Here is a 19,769-nt window from a genome sequence, read left to right on the forward strand (position 1 = left end):
CTCAGCTTATTGCATTTGGGCTTGGGCGCGTCGAATGTCTTCTTCTATTTCTGCAAATACCTCTTCACCATCAATTCCTTCACCACGTTCGAGTTCTTCGATACCAACTTGGATTTTAGCTTTCAATTCTGCTAGACGTTGTTCTTGAACGCAATCGCGTTCATATAGCAATCTCAATGCTTCACCCATTACCTCACTCACTGAGTGGTATCGACCACTATTAACCTTATCCTGAACCAACTGCTCCAATTCTGGGGTCAAAGATATATTCACAACTATTACCTCATTCCATTTACTCTATATAGTAACCGAAAGCAATTGGAGCAAGGCTAAAATAATTCGTAATTGATAATACTAGACGATTATTACTAATGACAAATGACAAATGACAAATTAGTTAATTCGCGGCTGTTTGTGCTTCTTGATAAATTATTTCTTGAAACTGAATCATATCTTTTTGTGGATCGGCGTGGCTAACTTTCACTACTATCTGTTCGCCCAGGTTCACGGAACGTTTGAAAACCATTGGTAATTGCAAACCTAAATCTTCTAACAAAATTAGCGCCAAGTTGCTGTCTTCCCGCAGCCACATCAACACTGTCACATCCCAGATTTCCTCTGGATGACGGCGTAAATACTCTAGAGCGTAATATCTATTAGTTTGCCGTTCCACCATCGTCAACTCTTGGGTGATGCTAGTGACATTCATCATCACTTCTTTAAGTTGTTCTGCGGAAAATGGCAGAACTTCACCCCGCAAATGAGCTTTAAGTTGAAAGTGGGTAAGCAAGTCACTGTAGCGGCGGATGGGAGAGGTTGCTTGAGTGTAAGTATCCAAACCCAAACCAGCATGACGCAAAGGCGTAATGCTCATCTCACTTTTGGGCATACAACGACGCATAGCGCAGGCGCGAACAAATCCAGCCGGAAGTTGAAGTAATTCCTCTTCTGGGGGTAATTCCGGTTGTGGCTGACCGCGAAATGGCAAAGGTATGTTATGAACTTTACCATAACGAGCCGCAACTTCACCGGCAAGAATCATCATTTCTGCCACCACTTGCCGCGATGGGGAATCGTCCAAAATGTCAATGTTGATCTCATCACCTTTGACTTTGATCATCGCTTCCGGCATAGTGATGCTAATTGCCCCTTGAGCGTAACGCCAAGCTTTCCGCCGTTGTGACCAACTGGCGATCGCGGCAATTTCTGGTTCTGCTTGTACCCGTAATTGCAACATCTCATCTACATCTTCGTAGGTGAGGCGATAAGTCGGCTTAATCAAGCTGGTATGAATACTGTAATCTTCTACTACTCCACTTGTACCTAAAATAACCCCGAAACTGAGGGCGCAACAAACTTTTCCCTGTATCAGACTCATTGGCCCAGTTGCCAATACTTCTGGAAACATGGGAATCATCCCTGTAGGTAAATAGACTGTACTACCTCGCTTTCTGGCTTCCAAATCTAATTCATCTTCTGGCACTAACCATCGAGTGGGATCGGCGATATGCGCCCACACTCGTTCCCGCCCATCGGGAAGTACTTCCCAACTCAGACCATCGTCGATTTCTGTGGTAGTTTCATCATCAATGGTGTAAACCTTCAGGTGAGTCAGATCCAGGCGGTTTGTATCTGAGTCAATCGGCGGGAAATCCAAACGCTGTTGCGACACTTCTAATACCTTATGAGGAAATTGAATCGGAATTGAAGAACGCCGTAGGAACAGGTTTTCATAAGGACTCCAGTAACCCAAATCCACCAACAGTTGAAAGGCTCCTTGGGGTGTTGTAGGCCGCCCCAGCATGGTCATTGTTTCTAATACGGGAGCGCTTGGCGGATAAGCGCGAGCCAAAGAGTCATAATTAACTCCTGTCCGCACGGTATCAGCAAGCAGCGCTGCATATTTTTCCAGTCCTTCTAGGCGTTGGCGATCGTGACGCCCCCACTCTACTGCTTCACCTTTGAGTGCCTGCTCTACACGAGTTAAAAATTCCTGCTGTCCCTTAGCTTTTAGTGCCTCTACTTCTAGTTGGTGCTTGCGTTCTGCCACTTGAGCAGCAGTTCTCGGCTCGTAAGCGTCTCCTTTTTGCTTGAAATAGAGTTTATCGTCTGATAACAAGCAATAGGCGGCATAACAAGGAGGCGCGGTTGACTCCGAAAATAGCAGATTTGCCATAAGGTCTGGGGTAACTGTTTCCCCATCTTCAACCAGTAATTCCCAAGCTACTTCCAAGCTAGATGGGTCTAAATAAGGCTTTATCTGCTCCAAAAAGCTGGCAATTTCGGAGTTCTTATAACTCTGTCCAGTAACTGTATAAGTTATTTGTTTAGGCGCGAGGCTGTGGGATTGACCACGTTCGTCTACCACAAACCAGCGGGTTTTACCGTCTGGACGTTCTACGATGCCCAGACGGCGATCGCCTTGAACCCTAAATTCAACTAGCGTCCCCTTCTCCACAACTCTCGCACTCTAATAATTTTAGATTTTAGTCGCACCTTTTGGTGCGCTGGAAGCGCAATTTGGATTTTGGATTTTATAACTGGTGTTAAATCCCAAATCCAAGCGTTTTTCATTCAACAGTCTATTTTACACTTTCTGATTCAGATTTGAGATTTTGGACTCACACAGACAAAGCTAAATATTTTTTTAGATACAGCTTCTCTTATATAATCCAAAATCTAAAATCCCAAATCCAAAATTGTTTTAGCCTTCCGCATTGATAAATGGCAACAAAGCCACAATCCGCGATCGCTTAATTGCTAATGTCAACTCTCGCTGTTGCTGAGATGTCAACCCTGTAATCCGACGTGGCAGTATTTTACCCCGTTCGGTGACAAACTTGCGTAATAAATCAACATCTTTATAATCGATTGGGTCTCCTGGCTTAATTGGAGAAAGGCGACGACGGAAATAACTCATCTCTACTTAATTTCCTTGTGAACAGTATGTTTGTTGCAGTGGGTGCAGAACTTTTTCAGTTCTAGCCTGTTAGTGGTGTTGCGGCGATTCTTAGTACTGGTATAACGGTTAACACCAGCAGAACGCTTGTCTGAATTTGTCCGGCACTCAGTACACTCTAGTGTGATAATAATGCGGGCACCTTTACTCTTAGCCATAATCTTACAAAAAGTGAAGCCTGAAGAGAATTAACACAAATGACTATCTTCTCACATTCCGCCGCATATTATCAACTAATCTTTTGATTTTTATGTCGAGCGAGTAGCCACGACGCGACGAAACGATAAAAGTTCCACAATAGCGATCGTGTAAAGCCTGCCGCATCTGGGTATCAGAGAAAGCAGTCCCACAATCAATCGCTAGGGGAAATACTAGCAGTATAGCAGTGGGATTGGCTCGAATATTGCTCAGGGCAATTGACACTAAAAGCGCACCTAAGCCAATAATCGCCTCTCGCTTCACCAGTGAGAGCAAATCTGGAATTCTGCCCATTACTTCCCCGTCTTCGACTTCTAACACCTTTAAATCGAATGCCCAACGCCCCAAACTTTGCCCTTGATTGTTGTATACCACCAGCACCCGCAAAATCAGCCAAAGTATTACAAAAACTAAGATTTCAACAAATTGAATCCCGATATCGCTGCCTCCCAGTAAGGAACTGACTAACCAGACACCAAGGAAATCAAGCCCCAATGCCATGCCCCGCCGCCCAATTTCAGCCTTGGGATAGTGTTTTTGAGGAAGTCGTTCGATAGTCATACAAAACAGGTATTTTTATTTAGGGGTTGGGAAATAACGATCGCTCCTGTTTTTAATATTAAGGTGATAACTTAGCTAGTTGCTGCGCTGTAAACGAACAAGAACCAGCCAACTGTACGACTAAAGAATAGGATTAAGCAATAAACGGCTGGAGCCGCTCACTAAATAATTTATCTCCAGATTTTTTACATTACTTAACTTAGTTTGATTTATTCTCGCCTACTTACTTACAGATGTATTGTATTGTTGTAGAAACTTAATTTTAATTAATTTGGAAGTTGTACCTATGACACATCTGTTTACTAAAACAGCTATTAGTCTGGTGGCGACTACTGGCGTAGTGTTAGCGATCGCTAACACTAACGGTATAGCTCATGCTGCTGAGTTTAACTTTAACTGGAAAGGGAGATACAGGTTATTCAGCTCAAGGTTCATTTAACTACGATACAACAACTGCTGCAAATGTCATTTCTGAAGCAGGTTTGGGAGCTACGAATAACTTGCAATCTCTCTCAATTTCTTTCTTTGATCCCTTGAGTAATCTCATAAATAGTTTCACTCCAGTACTTAGTGGTATATCTAACTACAGCTATTTAAGATTCAACTTTGATAGCGCTAAAGAGCAAATCTTTGGCCCCTTTGATGTTGGCAAGGATGATGAGCTTCCTGGCGACACATGGCTTAATAATAATCTCGCACTCATCGATGAAGGTTTTAGTGATGAGACTCTAACTAAAGAATTTGGTTTTAACAGTAGAAATGCCGCAGGCACAAAGCAAATACTAGATTTAAGCAACAATTCGGTTCAAGTATCCAAAGTCCCCGAAGGAAGCATCATTATCGGTTTATTAGCATTGTCTAGTTTGGGATTTACTCTCAAAGAGAAATTCAATCCAAAATCTAAAATCTAAAATCTAAAATTGGTTCAGAGGGATAAAAGAAAAGTCGGGAGCGATCGCTATGTTATCAGTCAGCGATGCAGAAGCAATTATTTTAAATTTAGTACAACCGTTGGATCATCAACGGGATACAGAAATTGTCGATTTATTCACAGCAGATAGTCGGATTTTGGCAACGCCTGTAACTAGTCCCCTAGATTTTCCCCATTGGGATAATTCGGCAATGGATGGTTACGCAGTTCGGTACGAAGATGTACAGCACTCTAGCACTGAAAAACCAACCGTTTTAGAAATCGTTGAAGATATTCCGGCTGGGTATCAGCCCAAGTCTACGATTCAACCAGGGCAAGCAGCGCGGATTTTCACAGGTGCGGTGATCCCAGCAGGTGCGGATACTGTAGTCATGCAAGAGAAGACAAGTCGCCAGGAAAACCGCGTATTTATCTTGGATACGCCAAAACCGCAAGGATTTGTCAGATACAAAGCATCTTTTTATCAGGCTGGAACACAATTACTACCAGCAGGAATTAAGTTAAATGCCTCAGAAATTGCTGTATTAGCAGCAGCACAGTGTCCGCAATTAAGTGTTTACCGCCGTCCACGGGTGGCAATTTTTTCCACTGGTGATGAGTTGATGACAATTGATCAACCATTGCAACCAGGGCAAATTGTGGACTCTAATCTGTATGCGCTGGCAGCTTTAGTGAGACAAAGTGGCGCAGAACCATTAATTTTAGGTATTGTGAAAGATGATCCAGTTGCTCTGGAGAAAGCCATTGCCCACGCCATTGCGATCGCTGATATAGTTCTCTCTTCGGGTGGTGTCTCAGTGGGAGATTATGATTATGTTGACAAAATTCTAGAGTCACTAAAGGCAAAAATTCACATTCAGGCTGTGGAGATGAGGCCAGGAAAACCCCTCACCGTCGCCACCTTCCCCAGCACAGACGCGATTTATCCTACAGAGGCGATGAATCGCGTCTCTACAAACTCCCCACTTTATTTTGGTTTACCAGGGAACCCTGCTGCTGTATTGGTGACATTTTGGCGATTTGTGCTACCAGCAATCAAGAAACTTTCGGGAATTGCTGAAGGTTGGGAAACAGTATTTTTGAAAGTGCGATCGCATGATGAATTGCGATCGGATGGCAAGCGGGAAACTTACCTTTGGGGTAAGCTACATTTAATTGATGGTGTTTATGAATTTCACAAAGCTAGTGGCAGTAACAGTTCCGGCAATTTAATTAATTTAGCTCAAACCAATGCCTTAGCTGTTCTACCGATGGGTAAAACATTAATTTCGCCACTAGAAGATGTGCAAGTTTTGCAGCTTAGTAACGGGTAATAGGGAATGGGGACTAAGAACTGAGGATTAGGTAAGAATTTTCCCAATCTTCAATCCCCAATCTTAAAATATTTGTTCAAAAGCCTCAATCAAACTGTTAACTTCCTCAAGGGTATTGTAATGCACCATACTCACCCGAACTATTCCACCTTGGGAGGCTAACCCCAGGTAATCGATCAGCCGTTTAGCATAAAAGTCACCGTAGCGAATTCCTATATAATGTTGGTCAACTTTCGCCGGAATAGTTGAGCTATTTACTCCATCTACGACAAAAGATATAGTTGGCACACGGGATTGACGGTCAGCCTTTGATTGACCAATTATTCGGACATTAGACTTGCTATTGAGATAATTTAGGAGGCGATCGCTAATATGTTCTTCATGTCTGCTAATTAAATCAAATGTCTGTACCATTTGACTTCGCAAATCAGGTGCAGTTTCATTTCCGTAGTGCAATTGTGCTAATTCACTTAAATAATCACATAAACCTAACATTCCATAACTTAATTCAAAATTGACATTTCCTAACTGAAATTTATAAGGTATATCTGTCTGTTCAATAAAATAATGGTTAAGACCAGGCAATCTGAATAAATGTTCTTCTTTACCATAAAGTAAGGCATGGTGTGGCCCATAGACTTTATAACAACTCAAAGCATAGAAATCAACATTTAAATCTTGCACATCAACTAATCTGTGGGGTGCATAAGCTACACCATCTACACAAATCATTGCGTTGCGATCGTGGACAAATGCAGCAATTTCTTTAATCGGGTTGATGGTTCCCAGAACATTAGAAGCATGAGTCAAGGCTACTAGTTTGGTACGCTTACTCATCAATGCTTCTAAATCTTCTAAATGAAGTTCCAAGGTGTCTGAGCGAACTTGCCATACTTTAACCTTCATTCCTTGCTTTTCAAGAGCGACCCAAGCACCAATATTAGCCTCATGGTCACAATTAGTAACAATAATCTCATCGCCAGGTGTAAAAGTTTGACCCAGACAAATTGAGAGAACTTTCAACATCATTGTAGTAGATGGGCCCATGACTACTTCTTTATAAGAATTAGCGTTAATGAAAGTAGCCATTCCCCTAGTTGCTAGAGCTACTCGTTCTCCTGCAAGCTGAGAAACCCCATAAGAAGCTCCTAACTGAACATTAGAACTCAGGAGAAATTCGCTAATTCTATCTACTACTTTTTGTAAAGTTTGTGACCCGCCAGCATTATCAAAAAAAGTCCATTCACCAGCTAAAGCGGGAAAATATTGACGAACTTTTTCAAGATTAAGAAACATAGCTTCAGTCCTTTAAAAAATGTTATTTACCCTAACTTACCTTTTGGCAACGCGCCCAGAGAGCATCTATATCCTCTTTTACTGGTTACAAAAAAGCAGTGATTGCCGAAGGAAAGAAGTATTAGCAGCAACTTTAGTTGTGAGTTATTTCTTGTCCATTAGTATAAAAAGAATTGTATCGAGCAGAAAGTACCGTGCGATACAAAGCGTCCACAGCCAAGCGCAAGTTCCTCCTACAAGAACTGTCTTCCTGCTCCTGCCTCCTGAAACCTCGTCATGGCAGCTTTCTTGTTGTGCATGAATCTATTTAGATGTGGTATAATCGGGGGCTGAAGAGTATCTTACTGACATCTCTAACTTCCAGCAAGGGTTAATGTCTTGATTCTTCACAATTTCCGCCATTTTTTTTGATAAGTTTAAGGTAGAGTCAAAGCAATTATTGTTTTGATTCTGAATTCCTTGATTGCAAAGAAGGAACAACCTATGAACACTACAGTTAAATACGAGATTGAGGTTATCAAGAAAGAAGCACTTCAACTGGTTAAAAAACGACTTGTTAACCGTCAACAGCAAATTTATACCCTCTGTAAATATATTCCTCCTCGTGACTGGGTTCATTTTGAGCTTGAGTTAGAAAAAAACGAATTTCTACTCAGAGATAGAATTATCGATCTACTGAATCACGAATCGTGGGAAGATGATCTAGGCTGCATTTAGATCCTGAATCTCGTTAGCAGTATGCCAATAAAATCAAAATTACAAATTAATCTTTAACCATTAAAACCCTCGAATTAATTCGGGGGTTATAAACAAGAGATTATTCAAAGTAAGCATTGAAGAATTCAGAAATCAGAACTTGGGGCGGAGCCGGAGACGGTTTGCGTAGCTTGCTTTTTTGCTGGAGTAGAGGGACTTGCTACCACTGCGCTATCCGCCAATCGTACAGAATCTATTTTAGATTCTGACTTCTGAATTCTATTTATTACTGAAAATTAAGAAAAAATAATTATATTAACCTATGCCAAGTCAATTGGTATTAAGTAGACAACTCTTCTAGCCCAATCCATTCGGTAATAGATTGCCATTGACTTACATAAACAGTAGTACTCCTACGTTTTTCTTTTTGAGCTTTTCTAGGTGGTTTACCCAAAACAACATCGGCGAATGAATTAGATTCGTTCCACTTATAAACAGGCATTTCTTGCCAGCAGTGGCGACAAAACCAGTAAGTCTCTGCACCACGTATATGTTCTAAAAGCAAACTTGAACAGCAAGGACAGTAATTCATATTTTTCTCAAATCCTGTTAATAAAAGTGTGATCGCCAATCAGGGCAACCAGTTGAGAAGCCCGTAAATATTTAAAACTAGCTGTCTATATTTTGACTATAATCTTCAAATATGAGGAACTTGTGAGTAAAGTCAAAATACTTAACAATATTGTATAATTTATACATATTTAGTTAAGTAACGAATTGAAACTTATTTATAGTGGTTTCCGCACAGTTAAGTAAGGTATAGAAAAATTACCAGTAAGCAAAAAGTTAACAATTACTACAAATTGCCTAGTCTCCATTACCCCTTATACAGATCCAGTCACCTTCTACTTGAGCGATCGCACCACCAGGAAATGGATCGGTTTGCGATCGGTTGGGCGCTATAATTAGAGCCGTTAATTTTTCGATATGTTCAAAACTGGGGGCATCAGTCAGTATTTGCTGCAATACCTGACGCATCACCCGACGTTGCAACGCCAGTGGTGCTTTCTGTAATACCCGACGATTTAAGCGTAAGGGGAGCAGGGGAGAAAGAGGTAATTTTTCATTCTCACCCATGCCCAATGCCTCTTCCCGCAATTGCTGGGCAGCTTTTTCTAAATATTCTACTTCTGCTTGCAGCAGTTCTGCTGTTTGGGCTAAGGCTGATTCTACTTGAGGGTTGAAATTATCTCGCAAATATGGTAATAATTCTTGACGAATGCGGTTACGGGCATATTGCAAATCTTGATTGGTGGAATCTTCCCAAATTGGCAATTTAAATTCTTGACAAAATTGTTCTGTTTGTGAGCGAGTGATTTCTAAAAGTGGACGCACTAACATAATGCCTGTAGTCAGGGGACGTTGCCAAGTCAGTGCCTGCAAACCATCAGCACCAGTACCGCGAATTAAATTGTAGAGGAGAGTTTCGGCGCGATCGCTTGCAGTGTGTCCTGTAACTATATATTGATAATTATTTGCTTGGGCGATCGCACATAAAGCTTGATATCGCCAATCGCGTGCAGTAGCTTCACTATTTATTGCTTTGTTCGCTGTTTCTAAATAAAAAAATATACCCCAAGTTTTAGCTAAATTTTCGACGTGTTTAGCATTAGCTTCGGAGTCAGAACGCCAGCGATGATCGCAGTGAGCGATACCTAAATGCCATCCCCATTTAGATTGTAAATCTAAAAGTAATTTTATTAAACACAGAGAATCCTGTCCGCCGGAGACAGCGATTAATAGACGCTGGTTGCGCTCAAATAAGTGGCGCGATCGGATGGTGCGATGGATTTTTGCATGTAGGGGCGTCCATACCATATAAAAATAATTTACTCATGATTAAATATGTGCTAGTTAAAACCGAGTATATATCTTCCACCCAAGGGCGAGAGACATTATACATCATAAATTTTTGTTGTAATTAGTGTAGGGTAGAGCTAGCGTAAAGTGGACAATTTGACAATCTTTAATACTAAAACTACTTGGCGTATAGTCATAATCTGTCCGCACGCAAGAAGAACGCAAGACACTTAATATATGGTTCAGAATCTCGAAAGAACACGCCAGAGTGCAAGGTTTCCAGAAACGGCACCGGCTGCTAATCCTGTATTTTTTAGAACCTATAGCCGCCGGACAAAGGCGGGACTAAGGGAAACATGGGATGAGGTATGCGATCGCACTATACTCGGCTTAGTCGAGTTGGGAAAGCTAACTCAAGAAGAAGCAGTCATCCTGGATAAGATGCAGCGCAACTTGAAAGCTATGCCCAGTGGACGCTGGCTATGGGTTGGTGGTACAGACTGGATAACCAAGCCAAAGAATTTTTCCGGCGCTTATAATTGCACCTCCACCAATCTTGAAGACTGGAGTGCCTTCGGATTAATGATGGATTTGGCAATGATGGGGTGTGGTACTGGAGCCGTCCTAGAACCACAATTTATTAACCAATTACCTACTATCCGTAATCAACTGAATGTCACTGTCCAAGGTGAAATTGGCAGCACTCCTGTGCAACTGCGACGTGAATATACTCAAACTCATATAGAAGGCAATAACGTCATTATTCACGTTGGAGATAGCCGTGAAGGTTGGGTTGAATCATATCAAAGGCTATTAGAACTCTCCACTGATGAACAATTTTCAACAAAAGTTGAAGTATTAGTTGATATCAGCGATGTCCGAAAAGCCGGAGAAACTCTCAACGGCTTTGGAGGAGTTGCTAATCCGGTAAAATTGCCCGGACTCTATCAGCGTTGTGCTTCCATCCTGAATAAAGCTGTAGGACAACAATTAAGTTCAGTTGAATGTTGTCTGTTAATCGATCAAGCTGCTGTAACAATTGTTGCAGGCAATATCCGAAGAAGCGCGGGGATGCGTCAGTTTGATTCTGGCGATAACCTAGCAGCCACCGCCAAAGATAATTTATGGCAGCAAGATGAAAATGGCAACTGGCGAATTGATCCAGAGCGTGATGCACTCAGGATGGCAAACCATACCAGAGTTTTTCACCGTAAGCCAACCTTAGAAGAATGTCTTGATGCCGTCCGCAAACAATATTATAGTGGCGAGGGAGCGATTCAATGGGCTGGTGAAGCCGTCGCGCGATCAAACATTGATTTGCTGCCAACACAAGCTTTGAAAGTTGAGTTTTTACAAGCTTATGAACAAGGAACAGCAAAAGAGTGGTTAAAAGAACGCCATTTCAATCTTGATGCTAATGAGCTAGAACATCGTTTGCAGCGATATGCTTTAAATCCGTGTGGTAAGTGATTTTGCCTCACGTTAAAAACCTCGCAAAAACGGGGAAAGCTGAGATGCTAATCCCGTGGTAATCAAAGGAAGTAAAAAGCCTTTGACACCGTACAGCGTAGAGTGTGAAACTAGATTACATCGAAAATTGTTGTCTAGAATATAATCTCTCCAAGAGTGCGGGGGTGGATGTGAAAAACACTTTTATTATCTAAAGTCACATCTGCAAAAGGTACGCGGAGCTACTGCAAATAATTAAGCAGTAGAACTAGGGGATAAAAAGCCTCTAGGGTAACAAATCTGGAAATCATCGGCAGTAATTTCCACTGCAATTTGTCTGAGGTTCACCTCAATCAAATCGATCCATATAACTACAAAGAACAGGAGGAAGCTTTTACTGCTGGGGCGCTATCTGTAGCAGCACTTTTAAATCACAAATTCTTAGAACCACGTTATCAATACAGCCGTGAACTAGACCCGATTGTAGGAGTTTCTTTTACAGGTTTATTTGATTTCTTTGTCCATGCTTTTGGTGTTGATTGGCTGCGCTGGTGGGAAGAAGGAAGACCTGCAACTCCACAAGGATTAGCTTTCAAGCGTGAGGAAGAAAAATATCTCAGTTCTTGGAAAGATATTGTACATCGGGTGGTTTGGGATTACTGCGATCGCCACAATCTCAAACGTCCAAATCGCTGTACCACAGTTCAACCTAGTGGCACGAAGGCATTATTAACTAATGCTAGTTCAGGATGGCATCCCCCGAAAGCGCAAAGATTCATTCGCCGGATCACCTTCGGCAAAAATGACCCAGTAGCTTTAGCTTGTATTGACTATGGTTACAACGTCATTCCCTCTCAATCAGATAAAGATGAACAGGGCAATTTGCTTAACGATCCTTTTGATTCACGGGTGAGTGAGTGGTTAGTAGAAATTCCTGTTTCTGTATCTTGGGCTGATTTACCAGGGGCTGATGAAATTGATGTTTCTAAGTTTTCAGTCTTAGCCCAATTTGATTTTGTCCTCCAAGTTCAACGTTGGTATGTGACTCACAACACATCAGCAACTTTAGAACTTCGCTCTGATGAAATCGAACCTTTAGGACAGCGAATCTACGAAACTATCCAGAATGATGAAGGATATATTTCAGCCGCTCTTTTAGCTCGTTTTGACGATTTGCAATCATTCCCACGTTTGCCATTTGAACCAATAGACAAATCAACCTATAATCGCTTGAATCAAGAAGTCAAAGCACGGCGCAAAACAGATGATTTCTGTGCAGTCTTAAGCCGCTATGATTTAGGCGAAATGGCAGAAGCTGGCCCTAGTGGTTGTGATTCTGATAAGTGTATGTTTCCCGATCAGCAACCAAGCTCATAAGTTTAGATAACTGGGGGCTGGGGAACTCGGCGCCCCCTTTGGGGATAAGGGGTAATGGGGACTGGGAAGCAGAGGAAAATAATGAAAAAGCAGGGAGACAACTCACGCCACTTGCGGGTGAGGTTTGTACCTTTATTTCCCCCTGCTCCCCTCCCCCTGCCCCCTGCTTCTTATCAATGCCCAATGCCCCATGCCCAACATCGCTCAACACGTTACGATCAATTAAGAAGTAATAATTTTTTACGGCAGTGCCAGGAGTCTCTTAATGTTCATTAGTGAATTGTCGCCTATATTCAAAGAATTTACTCAGCATCCAGTCTCATTTGTGGGTGGGTTCTTCTCTGGTGTGCTTCGGCTCAATCTTGCAGATGATCCCGTTAAAAGCTGGCTGGATAAACAGATCCGCTCAAATAGTTACACCAGTAACACAACAGACGCACATAATGGTAAAGCCAGTGGCCCTCAGCAGATTTCGATTGATTAAAAAACTCTAATCATAACATAGTTAAATTCACTACAAAACATGAAGTCAGGGCTGCGTTGGCAGCCCTGACTTCTACTTTATACAATGATTATTTTATTTTTTAGAATTCCCTTGCTGCTTGATTGGCACTCTAAGCATGAGTGCGCCCACTTGGTCTGGCGTAGGGCCGGGCTTGAAATTGATGTGGCAGAGCGCACACTCTGCCCTGAAGTTGCTCAGAGGAATCGAGCGTCGATAGTACCATTGATTGTTCACACGCTGGACGGACGTGTATGCTTGCCCCGCCATTGCTAACGCGTTTGCCTGACGCTCGAAGTTATCGCGGGGGCGATCGCTTTCCCGAAGCGGGTCAACGGTGCCGACTAACCGCATATCCTTGTTCTGATCGTTAAATATCAGTGAGATGGAATGCTTACCTTGCTCCACGTTATCTGGCGTGGTCTCGTCGAACTCCTGCGTCAGTGCTGCGAACAACGTGTTGAACATAAGATCGCTTGTTTGTTGAGCGATCGCAACCTGCCCAGTTGGAGGTGGATAGTCAAAAGCACGGGCAATTCCCGTGAAACTGAAGCCAATGACGAGCAATACCACAAAAATTCCATAACTGACTAGCTTTCTCAGACGCATTCCCTTACTCCTTTGGTTTTATATTGTTCCTGACTCATACCAGTCCTATGTGAAGATACATATAAAAAAACCCCATTTAGTCTCCCTAATGACTTGGGATGACAGTGTAATTGGGGAGTAAATATATACAACTTCACAAAGAAACAATATCAGCACCTCTGCATCACAGATGGAACCTTTACCGAAGGAAAACATAGGTTATAGGGCGGAAGTTAAGAATTGATTTTCTATCTGCTATAAAAGTATATTCGCTTAGTAAATTGTATAATCTTATCATATCATTAAAGTAAGTATTGGTATATAGTTGAGTAAATCTAAACACCATCTTAATTAAAAAGATTGGGAGCTTAATCAATTGTTAAAGGTAGCCAAACTTCTGCTGTGCTGTACTAGCTGGTTGTTCCCCTATTAAGAGATACTAAAGGCAGGTACATAGGCAAGAAAATATGGAATCCCTAACCTCTCGTATGCAGGCGGTACAATCGCCAATTATTCCTGTGGTTGGGGAACTAATTAAAAACTCTCCTGGAACAATCTCTCTAGGACAAGGTGTTGTTTCTTACAACCCACCAGATGAAGCCAGAGAGTTTTTATCCAGATTCTTAGCTGAACCTGCTAATAATTTATACAAATCAGTTGAGGGAATTCCCGCTTTACTGACAGCACTTGCAGCAAAATTGCAAACCTTCAACGGGATTGAAAGCAACGAGGAAAACCGCATCGTTGTGACAGCCGGGAGCAATATGGGATTTATGAATGCCATTCTTGCTATCACTAACCCAGGCGACGAAATTATTCTGAATACCCCCTACTATTTCAACCACGAAATGGCAATCGCAATGGCTGGTTGTCGTGCAGTGTTAGTAGCAACGGATGAAAATTACCAACTACGCCCAGATGCGATCGCTCAAGCAATAACTCCCAAAACACAGGCTGTGGTGACAATTTCACCGAATAACCCGACTGGAGTTGTCTATTCTGAAGCGGCATTGCGTCAAGTAAATCAAATTTGTGCTACTCGCAGTATTTATCACATCAGCGATGAAGCTTATGAATACTTTACCTATAACGGGATAAAACACATTTCACCTGGTGCATTTGATAATAGTAGCAAGTACACAATTTCTCTTTATAGCCTTTCCAAAGCATACGGTTTTGCTAGTTGGCGTATTGGCTACATGGTGATTCCCAAACATTTGCTTGTCGCCGTCAAAAAAGTCCAGGATACAATTTTGATTTGTCCACCAGTGATTTCTCAATATGCAGCTTTAGGGGCATTGCAAGCAAAAGAGGAGTATTTGAAGAGTAATATAGGAGCCATTGCTCAAGTACGCCAACTAGTATTAGACTCCCTTAATCGCCTACAAGGCTTATGTAGTATTATTCCTGCCGATGGTGCTTTCTATTTTTTCCTCAAAGTTCATACCCAGATGGATGCTTTTGAGTTAGTCAAAAGACTGATTCAGGAACATAAAGTAGCAGTTATTCCAGGTACAACCTTTGGCATGGATCACGGATGCTATCTACGTGTTGCTTATGGGGCACTGCAAAAAGAGACAGCAAAAGAAGGTATAGAGAGATTAGTGCAAGGTTTGGAAACTATAGTTAGGAACTAAGAGTCATTCAATTCCTGCCTCCTGCCTCCTTCAAGAAGGCGTTAAGCTGTTTTAGCGTACCTCGTCCATAATCCCATATATAAAATTCAACAGATGTCAATTATTAATAAGTTAATTGAAATTGAAACTGAGCCAAAAATTAATATTTATAATATTACACCACAAATCCAAAATTTTATTACCTCAACATCTATTAAAAATGGACAAGTTTTAGTATTTTCTCAACACACTACAACAGCGTTATCTATCAACGAAAATGAAGTTAGATTATTAGAAGATATAAAAGTATTCTTGCAAAAATTAGCACCGGAATCAGACAGCTATTTGCATAATGACTTACATTTAAGAGATGTCCCAGAAGATGAGCCGATTAATGCTCACTCTCATTTAATGGCAATGATGCTGACCACTAGTGAGATAATTCCCATTGTGGATGGTAAATTAGCTTTGGGAACCTGGCAATCTGTGTTGTTTTTTGAGTTGGATGGCCCGCGTCAAAGAACAGTATTTGTACAAATTTCTGGCGAATAATGCAATTTTAAACCTGCAATTCTCCCAGAACAACCTAAATCTGAGAGAATTACGAACACGACCAAAAAGTGTATCAGTTGAATTTACCTACAGCAATTAAAAATCTGAAAGAATGTTTTCCAGCATCACCTTCCTTTCCACAAACCAGGACTTTCGTTGTGTCAAAGGCAGAGGCCATTAGTTATGAAAAATAACGATAATTTTGTATTACGTAATACTTGGTACTATGCTTTGCCTAGCGATCAGATCAAGCCAGGTATGATGATCAGCCGCATTTTCTTAGGAGAACCGGTACTGTTAGTTCGCAGCCAGGATGGTAAAGTGTCTGCTATGACAGACATTTGTCCCCATCGTGGTGTCCCCTTGAGTTGTGGAAGATTCAATGGGGAGGAAGTTGAATGCTGTTACCACGGTTGGCGCTTTAACTCCGGTGGGGGCTGTACTGCGATACCTTCTCTTGTGGAGGAACAGCAGATGGATTTGAGCCGCTTCGACGTAAAGTCTTATGCAATCCGAGAAGCCCAAGGGAATATCTGGATATATATAGCTGATCCCGATAACCCTCAACCTGCTTCTGAGATGGAAATTCCGGTAATTCCAGGGTTTGGCGATCGCTCTCACCAGTTCGTAAAAGTGGTAAAATTCCCTTGTTTTATAGATCACGCAGTGGTAGGTCTGATGGACCCTGCTCATTCACCTTATGTTCATCGCGCTTGGTGGTGGCGAAGTGAACAATTACACGAGGAAGTAAAGCAATTTGATGCTTCGCCTTACGGCTTCACAATGCGACGACACCGATTACCAGAGAATGGGGGTCGATTATACTGGCTGATTGGCGGTGGTATCCCGGAAACGGAGATTTCTTTTCGTTTACCTGGAGTCAGAATCGAAGAAACCACAATTGGCAACCATCGAGTCGTTAATTTGACGGCAGTTACACCAATTTCGGACACCGAAACTGAGGTAACTTTTGCTCTTTACTGGACACTTCCTTGGGTGGGATTTTTCAAGCCACTACTACATGTGCTGGCGCGGACTTTCATTGATCAAGACCGAACGGTTGTAGAAAAGCAGCAAATTGGTTTGAAATATAATCCTGTGCTACGGCTGATTAAAGACTCAGATATGCAGGCGCAGTGGTATTACCAGTTAAAGCGGGAGTATGCTAAGTCTGTCGCTGAAGGACGAGAATTTGTGAATCCTGTCAAGGGTCAAATACTCCGGTGGCGTGCTTAAATTAGTCCAAAGTAAATTCTGCAAATTCTCTTTGCCCAAATAGCATATTTCGGTCTACGGCGGACAAGATTTTATTATTGGCGCGTTGGCTATTCAAACAGCGACCAACTAACTGTGCCACATCTGCACGATTTATGCTACCAATAATGTGCGGATCTTCAGTTAAAACACCATTACCCGTTGCTGATTCTGACTTGAGTCCACCAGGACGGATGATTGTATAGGTGAGTCCACTGGCAATTAAGTGTTGTTCAGCTTTGTCTTTCTCAGCTAAAACTTTTCCCAGTACTGCTAAAACTTGGGGTGACGCAGCAACAACACTATTGCCAGCACCAATGGATGATACAAGAATAAACTTTTGCACTCCAGCTTTAACTGCTGCATCAATCAGATTTCTATTACCAGGGTAATCCGGTCTTTCTACATCTGATGGTAAACCGCCAATTGTACTGATAACGGTGTGAATAGGTTCATCTGTAAGCATTGCGCGTTCTACATCGCTAACATTCAAGGCATCCCCCAAAACTACCTCAATACCGATTGTTTCTAGTTCACTAGCGGTTGCTTCTGTTCTCAGGAGTGCTTTTACCTTTAGCTGTTGCGCTGTCAGATATTGGGCAATTTCTCGACCAACGCCGCGACTTGCTCCAGCCAGAAAAATATAAGATGCACTTGTCATAATAAATTTAACTATTTACGCTCAAAGGATTTTATCAGAGGATTGTCACGAAAAACATCACATGAGCGCCTAAGACACCCCTATATGACATGGTGCGTTAGGCTAAAGCCGTAACACACCCTACTTAAAATTTACTTAGTACAGCTTTGCGTAAAATCGTAGCGTTTTTAATGCAAGGGGACGCATTGGCATTGTTAGACGATGCGTTGGCATTGTTAGGCGATGCGTTGGCATTGTTAGGCGATGCGTTGGCATTGTTAGGTGATGCGTTGGCATTGCAGGGTATTGCCAAATTTAATTCGCTACAAATTAATGAAATGCTGTACTTAGCCCAATTGTAGGAAGTATTCTAATCACCAATTGTGCCAATCTAACAAATAACTTTTCTTTGGATAAACTTATGGCTAAAAAATCTCAAGCCAATCTAGAACAATACCAAGATGTCAGATTATCTGCCACCACAAGAATTTGGGTAGTTACAGTAGCTATTCTCGGAGTTTGCATCCCACTGTCAGCCGTTACTAGAAGCGGTGCTATTCTTCCTTTAGTTGCAATTGGTGGCGCAGCTGTTGGTACAGTTGCTGTTTGGCGTTCTGATGAGCAAAAATCAAAAACTAACTATTTGCAACAGCAGCAAATAGAACTGCTAGAGCAGAGATTAGCGAATTTAGAAACAATTGTGAGCAGTGATGACTTAAACTTGCAAATGAAAATTAAACAGATCGAAGCAAGAGATACTTTTAGCGACTCCTCTGATTCAGTGCAAAATGTGTGCAAATCAACAAAAAAGCTATAAATAACTCAAAACAAGAAAATTTAGAAGTTTTTGTCCATACAGAGAATGGTAAGGTTGTCACATTTGAACCTTATCTTTTGGTTGGTTGTGATGGTCTTCACTCCATCGTCCGTAACACATTAAAAGACTGGGATAAACCTACATCAGACAGATTTGAGATGAAGCTTTTTCCCTCGCCCAGTTCGTGCCTGAGATACAAAGTGTTAACCCTGCCACCAAATTTTCCTCTGGTTCATAGTAGTAACGAACACGCCGTGAGTACTATGGCATACGCAATTCCTGGAGCTTTGCGAGGTCGCAAGCGTTCTGTTTCTCTTGGCATATTGCCGCTTAAAAACCCAGATGAACCCCGTTCTGCAAATATTATTAAATACCCAGACCACCAAATATGGGAATTGAAAAACTCTGAGGAACTGTACAATTTTTTTGAAAAAGCCTTCCCACAATTGCCTATACGTCAAATAGTATCACCTGAAGAGGCTGAGAGATTTGCTAAAAGTGAAGGCGCTTACTTCCCCATTCCTCAATACTGTTCTGGATTGCACTTGTTGTTAATGCACGAACCAGGATGTCTTGAGATACCCCAGTCTTCATCTTCTGGAATAATACTTTTAGGAGATGCCATTCACTGCTTTCCTCCAGATATTGGACAAGGGGTAAACTCAGCATTGGAGGATGTGTACATTCTAAATGAGGCACTTTCTCAAAGTAACGACGAACTCTCGCGTAGTTTGCCTTTATACGAATCTTTACGCTTACCTGATACAAAAGCCTTGGTATACCTTGCCCAAACTGCTTATCCCTGGCAGTATAACCAAAACTCGCTTGGCAAGTTGGTGTGGTATGTCAACTTTTTTCTGCGACTTTTACTTAGTCGGTTACTACCCTTTATATTTAATCCTCCAGCATTCTTTCTCATCCAGAATTATCAACTTTCCTACCAGCAAATCTGGGTTATGGTTCAACGTACCACCAAAACATTTTATATACTCAGTATAATATTCCTTTGTGGGTTGTTGGCTTTAGTATTGAAGGATTTAGTAAGTATTTATTGATTTCAAATGGTGCAAGAAGCTCGGAATACAATTACGTGTGACTTTTGACTTCAGCTTTGCGGTACTAGGTTGTTTTTGTGTAAGTATTTGTTGACTTAAAGTTAC

General features: G+C 41.8%; 20 protein-coding genes and 2 pseudogenes. 12 read left to right on the top strand and 10 right to left on the bottom strand.

The window, feature by feature from the left end:
• Window positions 1-6: 6 nt before the first annotated feature.
• The 5 genes from ANSO36C_RS06070 to ANSO36C_RS06090 form a co-directional block, all read right to left on the bottom strand.
• Complete coding sequence (locus tag ANSO36C_RS06070) at window positions 7-273, bottom strand: type II toxin-antitoxin system ParD family antitoxin (protein WP_251958808.1); 267 nt, start codon at window positions 271-273, stop codon at window positions 7-9.
• A gap of 124 nt (window positions 274-397) precedes the next feature.
• The gene (locus ANSO36C_RS06075) at window positions 398-2,458 is read right to left on the bottom strand and encodes a ribonuclease catalytic domain-containing protein (protein WP_251958809.1); all 2,061 of its coding nucleotides are present in this window, start codon (window positions 2,456-2,458) and stop codon (window positions 398-400) included.
• Between the two features lie 246 nt (window positions 2,459-2,704).
• Complete coding sequence (gene rpsR, locus ANSO36C_RS06080; protein WP_094333177.1) at window positions 2,705-2,920, bottom strand: 30S ribosomal protein S18; 216 nt, start codon at window positions 2,918-2,920, stop codon at window positions 2,705-2,707.
• Window positions 2,921-2,922: 2 nt separating this feature from the next.
• Window positions 2,923-3,117 (bottom strand): 50S ribosomal protein L33, encoded by a 195-nt coding sequence (gene rpmG, locus ANSO36C_RS06085; RefSeq protein ID WP_094351774.1) that lies wholly within the window; start codon window positions 3,115-3,117, stop codon window positions 2,923-2,925.
• Between the two features lie 43 nt (window positions 3,118-3,160).
• Window positions 3,161-3,718: an RDD family protein gene (locus tag ANSO36C_RS06090; RefSeq protein WP_251958810.1), complete on the bottom strand. Its 558-nt coding sequence runs from the start codon at window positions 3,716-3,718 to the stop codon at window positions 3,161-3,163.
• A gap of 374 nt (window positions 3,719-4,092) precedes the next feature.
• On the opposite strand from ANSO36C_RS06090, the gene ANSO36C_RS06095 reads away from it, so the two are divergent.
• Both ANSO36C_RS06095 and ANSO36C_RS06100 read left to right on the top strand, forming a co-directional pair.
• Window positions 4,093-4,629, top strand: a complete 537-nt coding sequence (locus tag ANSO36C_RS06095) for a PEP-CTERM sorting domain-containing protein (RefSeq protein WP_251958811.1) — start codon at window positions 4,093-4,095, stop codon at window positions 4,627-4,629.
• 49 nt (window positions 4,630-4,678) lie between these two features.
• On the top strand, window positions 4,679-5,962 hold the full coding sequence (locus ANSO36C_RS06100; RefSeq protein WP_251958812.1) for a molybdopterin molybdotransferase MoeA: 1,284 nt from the start codon (window positions 4,679-4,681) through the stop codon (window positions 5,960-5,962).
• A 63-nt stretch (window positions 5,963-6,025) separates the two neighbouring features.
• Here the strand turns inward: ANSO36C_RS06100 and ANSO36C_RS06105 are convergent, their stop codons facing one another.
• Window positions 6,026-7,258 carry a cysteine desulfurase-like protein gene (locus tag ANSO36C_RS06105; protein WP_251958813.1) on the bottom strand — a complete coding sequence of 411 codons (1,233 nt, stop codon included), beginning with the start codon at window positions 7,256-7,258 and terminating at the stop codon, window positions 6,026-6,028.
• Between the two features lie 483 nt (window positions 7,259-7,741).
• Between ANSO36C_RS06105 and ANSO36C_RS06110 the strand changes: the two genes are divergently transcribed.
• Complete coding sequence (locus ANSO36C_RS06110; RefSeq protein WP_251958814.1) at window positions 7,742-7,975, top strand: DUF4327 family protein; 234 nt, start codon at window positions 7,742-7,744, stop codon at window positions 7,973-7,975.
• Window positions 7,976-8,294: 319 nt separating this feature from the next.
• Here the strand turns inward: ANSO36C_RS06110 and ANSO36C_RS06115 are convergent, their stop codons facing one another.
• Together ANSO36C_RS06115 and tilS are read right to left on the bottom strand one after the other, a co-directional pair.
• Window positions 8,295-8,546, bottom strand: a complete 252-nt coding sequence (locus ANSO36C_RS06115; RefSeq protein ID WP_251958815.1) for a hypothetical protein — start codon at window positions 8,544-8,546, stop codon at window positions 8,295-8,297.
• Window positions 8,547-8,821: 275 nt separating this feature from the next.
• Entirely contained in the window at window positions 8,822-9,832 is a 1,011-nt protein-coding gene (gene tilS, locus ANSO36C_RS06120; protein WP_251958816.1) for a tRNA lysidine(34) synthetase TilS, read from the bottom strand.
• Window positions 9,833-10,051: 219 nt separating this feature from the next.
• On the opposite strand from tilS, the pseudogene nrdJ (ANSO36C_RS06125) reads away from it, so the two are divergent.
• The 3 genes and pseudogenes from nrdJ (ANSO36C_RS06125) to ANSO36C_RS06135 form a co-directional block, all read left to right on the top strand.
• Window positions 10,052-11,281: pseudogene (nrdJ, locus tag ANSO36C_RS06125) on the top strand (ribonucleoside-triphosphate reductase, adenosylcobalamin-dependent); the annotation flags it as partial.
• 285 nt (window positions 11,282-11,566) lie between these two features.
• Window positions 11,567-12,640, top strand: a pseudogene (nrdJ, locus tag ANSO36C_RS06130) (ribonucleoside-triphosphate reductase, adenosylcobalamin-dependent); the annotation flags it as partial.
• A 265-nt stretch (window positions 12,641-12,905) separates the two neighbouring features.
• Window positions 12,906-13,124, top strand: coding sequence for a hypothetical protein (locus ANSO36C_RS06135; RefSeq protein WP_251958817.1), 219 nt, complete (start codon window positions 12,906-12,908; stop codon window positions 13,122-13,124).
• Between the two features lie 93 nt (window positions 13,125-13,217).
• On the opposite strand, the gene ANSO36C_RS06140 is transcribed toward ANSO36C_RS06135, so the two are convergent.
• Complete coding sequence (locus ANSO36C_RS06140) at window positions 13,218-13,751, bottom strand: hypothetical protein (RefSeq protein WP_251958818.1); 534 nt, start codon at window positions 13,749-13,751, stop codon at window positions 13,218-13,220.
• Between the two features lie 446 nt (window positions 13,752-14,197).
• Here ANSO36C_RS06140 and ANSO36C_RS06145 point away from each other — a divergent pair, with 446 nt between their 5' ends.
• The 3 genes from ANSO36C_RS06145 to ANSO36C_RS06155 all read left to right on the top strand — a co-directional run bounded on the left by ANSO36C_RS06145 (window position 14,198) and on the right by ANSO36C_RS06155 (window position 17,134).
• Window positions 14,198-15,367, top strand: coding sequence for a pyridoxal phosphate-dependent aminotransferase (locus ANSO36C_RS06145; RefSeq protein ID WP_251958819.1), 1,170 nt, complete (start codon window positions 14,198-14,200; stop codon window positions 15,365-15,367).
• A gap of 93 nt (window positions 15,368-15,460) precedes the next feature.
• Window positions 15,461-15,898 carry a secondary thiamine-phosphate synthase enzyme YjbQ gene (locus tag ANSO36C_RS06150; protein ID WP_251958820.1) on the top strand — a complete coding sequence of 146 codons (438 nt, stop codon included), beginning with the start codon at window positions 15,461-15,463 and terminating at the stop codon, window positions 15,896-15,898.
• Window positions 15,899-16,081: 183 nt separating this feature from the next.
• Entirely contained in the window at window positions 16,082-17,134 is a 1,053-nt protein-coding gene (locus ANSO36C_RS06155) for an aromatic ring-hydroxylating oxygenase subunit alpha (protein WP_251958821.1), read from the top strand.
• Between the two features lies 1 nt (window position 17,135).
• Here ANSO36C_RS06155 and ANSO36C_RS06160 read toward each other — a convergent pair whose 3' ends face one another.
• The gene (locus tag ANSO36C_RS06160; protein WP_251958822.1) at window positions 17,136-17,813 is read right to left on the bottom strand and encodes an SDR family oxidoreductase; all 678 of its coding nucleotides are present in this window, start codon (window positions 17,811-17,813) and stop codon (window positions 17,136-17,138) included.
• A gap of 170 nt (window positions 17,814-17,983) precedes the next feature.
• Between ANSO36C_RS06160 and ANSO36C_RS06165 the strand changes: the two genes are divergently transcribed.
• Genes ANSO36C_RS06165 through ANSO36C_RS06175 form a run of 3 tightly spaced genes read left to right on the top strand, consistent with a single transcriptional unit; the run spans window position 17,984 to window position 19,664 of the window.
• The gene (locus ANSO36C_RS06165; protein WP_251958823.1) at window positions 17,984-18,154 is read left to right on the top strand and encodes a hypothetical protein; all 171 of its coding nucleotides are present in this window, start codon (window positions 17,984-17,986) and stop codon (window positions 18,152-18,154) included.
• A gap of 59 nt (window positions 18,155-18,213) precedes the next feature.
• The gene (locus ANSO36C_RS06170; protein WP_251958824.1) at window positions 18,214-18,609 is read left to right on the top strand and encodes a hypothetical protein; all 396 of its coding nucleotides are present in this window, start codon (window positions 18,214-18,216) and stop codon (window positions 18,607-18,609) included.
• Window positions 18,585-19,664, top strand: coding sequence for an FAD-dependent oxidoreductase (locus ANSO36C_RS06175; protein ID WP_323374569.1), 1,080 nt, complete (start codon window positions 18,585-18,587; stop codon window positions 19,662-19,664). Before ANSO36C_RS06170 ends, ANSO36C_RS06175 begins: the two co-directional genes overlap by 25 nt.
• Window positions 19,665-19,769: the final 105 nt, after the last annotated feature.

Source organism: Nostoc cf. commune SO-36 (genome assembly GCF_023734775.1).
GTDB classification, from domain to species: Bacteria; Cyanobacteriota; Cyanobacteriia; order Cyanobacteriales; family Nostocaceae; genus Nostoc; species Nostoc commune_A.

Bases quoted from the DNA above. Each gene is read 5' to 3' on its own strand.
- ANSO36C_RS06150 (WP_251958820.1), top strand. From the start codon at position 15,461: ATGTCAATTATTAATAAGTTAATTGAAATTGAAACTGAGCCAAAAATT.
- ANSO36C_RS06165 (WP_251958823.1), top strand. From the start codon at position 17,984: ATGCAAGGGGACGCATTGGCATTGTTAGACGATGCGTTGGCATTGTTA.
- ANSO36C_RS06100 (WP_251958812.1), top strand. From the start codon at position 4,679: ATGTTATCAGTCAGCGATGCAGAAGCAATTATTTTAAATTTAGTACAA.
- ANSO36C_RS06145 (WP_251958819.1), top strand. From the start codon at position 14,198: ATGGAATCCCTAACCTCTCGTATGCAGGCGGTACAATCGCCAATTATT.
- ANSO36C_RS06135 (WP_251958817.1), top strand. From the start codon at position 12,906: ATGTTCATTAGTGAATTGTCGCCTATATTCAAAGAATTTACTCAGCAT.
- ANSO36C_RS06105 (WP_251958813.1), bottom strand. From the start codon at position 7,258: ATGTTTCTTAATCTTGAAAAAGTTCGTCAATATTTTCCCGCTTTAGCT.
- ANSO36C_RS06110 (WP_251958814.1), top strand. From the start codon at position 7,742: ATGAACACTACAGTTAAATACGAGATTGAGGTTATCAAGAAAGAAGCA.
- ANSO36C_RS06170 (WP_251958824.1), top strand. From the start codon at position 18,214: ATGGCTAAAAAATCTCAAGCCAATCTAGAACAATACCAAGATGTCAGA.
- ANSO36C_RS06160 (WP_251958822.1), bottom strand. From the start codon at position 17,813: ATGACAAGTGCATCTTATATTTTTCTGGCTGGAGCAAGTCGCGGCGTT.
- ANSO36C_RS06140 (WP_251958818.1), bottom strand. From the start codon at position 13,751: ATGCGTCTGAGAAAGCTAGTCAGTTATGGAATTTTTGTGGTATTGCTC.
- rpsR (WP_094333177.1), bottom strand. From the start codon at position 2,920: ATGAGTTATTTCCGTCGTCGCCTTTCTCCAATTAAGCCAGGAGACCCA.
- ANSO36C_RS06115 (WP_251958815.1), bottom strand. From the start codon at position 8,546: ATGAATTACTGTCCTTGCTGTTCAAGTTTGCTTTTAGAACATATACGT.
- rpmG (WP_094351774.1), bottom strand. From the start codon at position 3,117: ATGGCTAAGAGTAAAGGTGCCCGCATTATTATCACACTAGAGTGTACT.
- tilS (WP_251958816.1), bottom strand. From the start codon at position 9,832: ATGGTATGGACGCCCCTACATGCAAAAATCCATCGCACCATCCGATCG.
- ANSO36C_RS06095 (WP_251958811.1), top strand. From the start codon at position 4,093: ATGCTGCTGAGTTTAACTTTAACTGGAAAGGGAGATACAGGTTATTCA.
- ANSO36C_RS06090 (WP_251958810.1), bottom strand. From the start codon at position 3,718: ATGACTATCGAACGACTTCCTCAAAAACACTATCCCAAGGCTGAAATT.
- ANSO36C_RS06155 (WP_251958821.1), top strand. From the start codon at position 16,082: ATGAAAAATAACGATAATTTTGTATTACGTAATACTTGGTACTATGCT.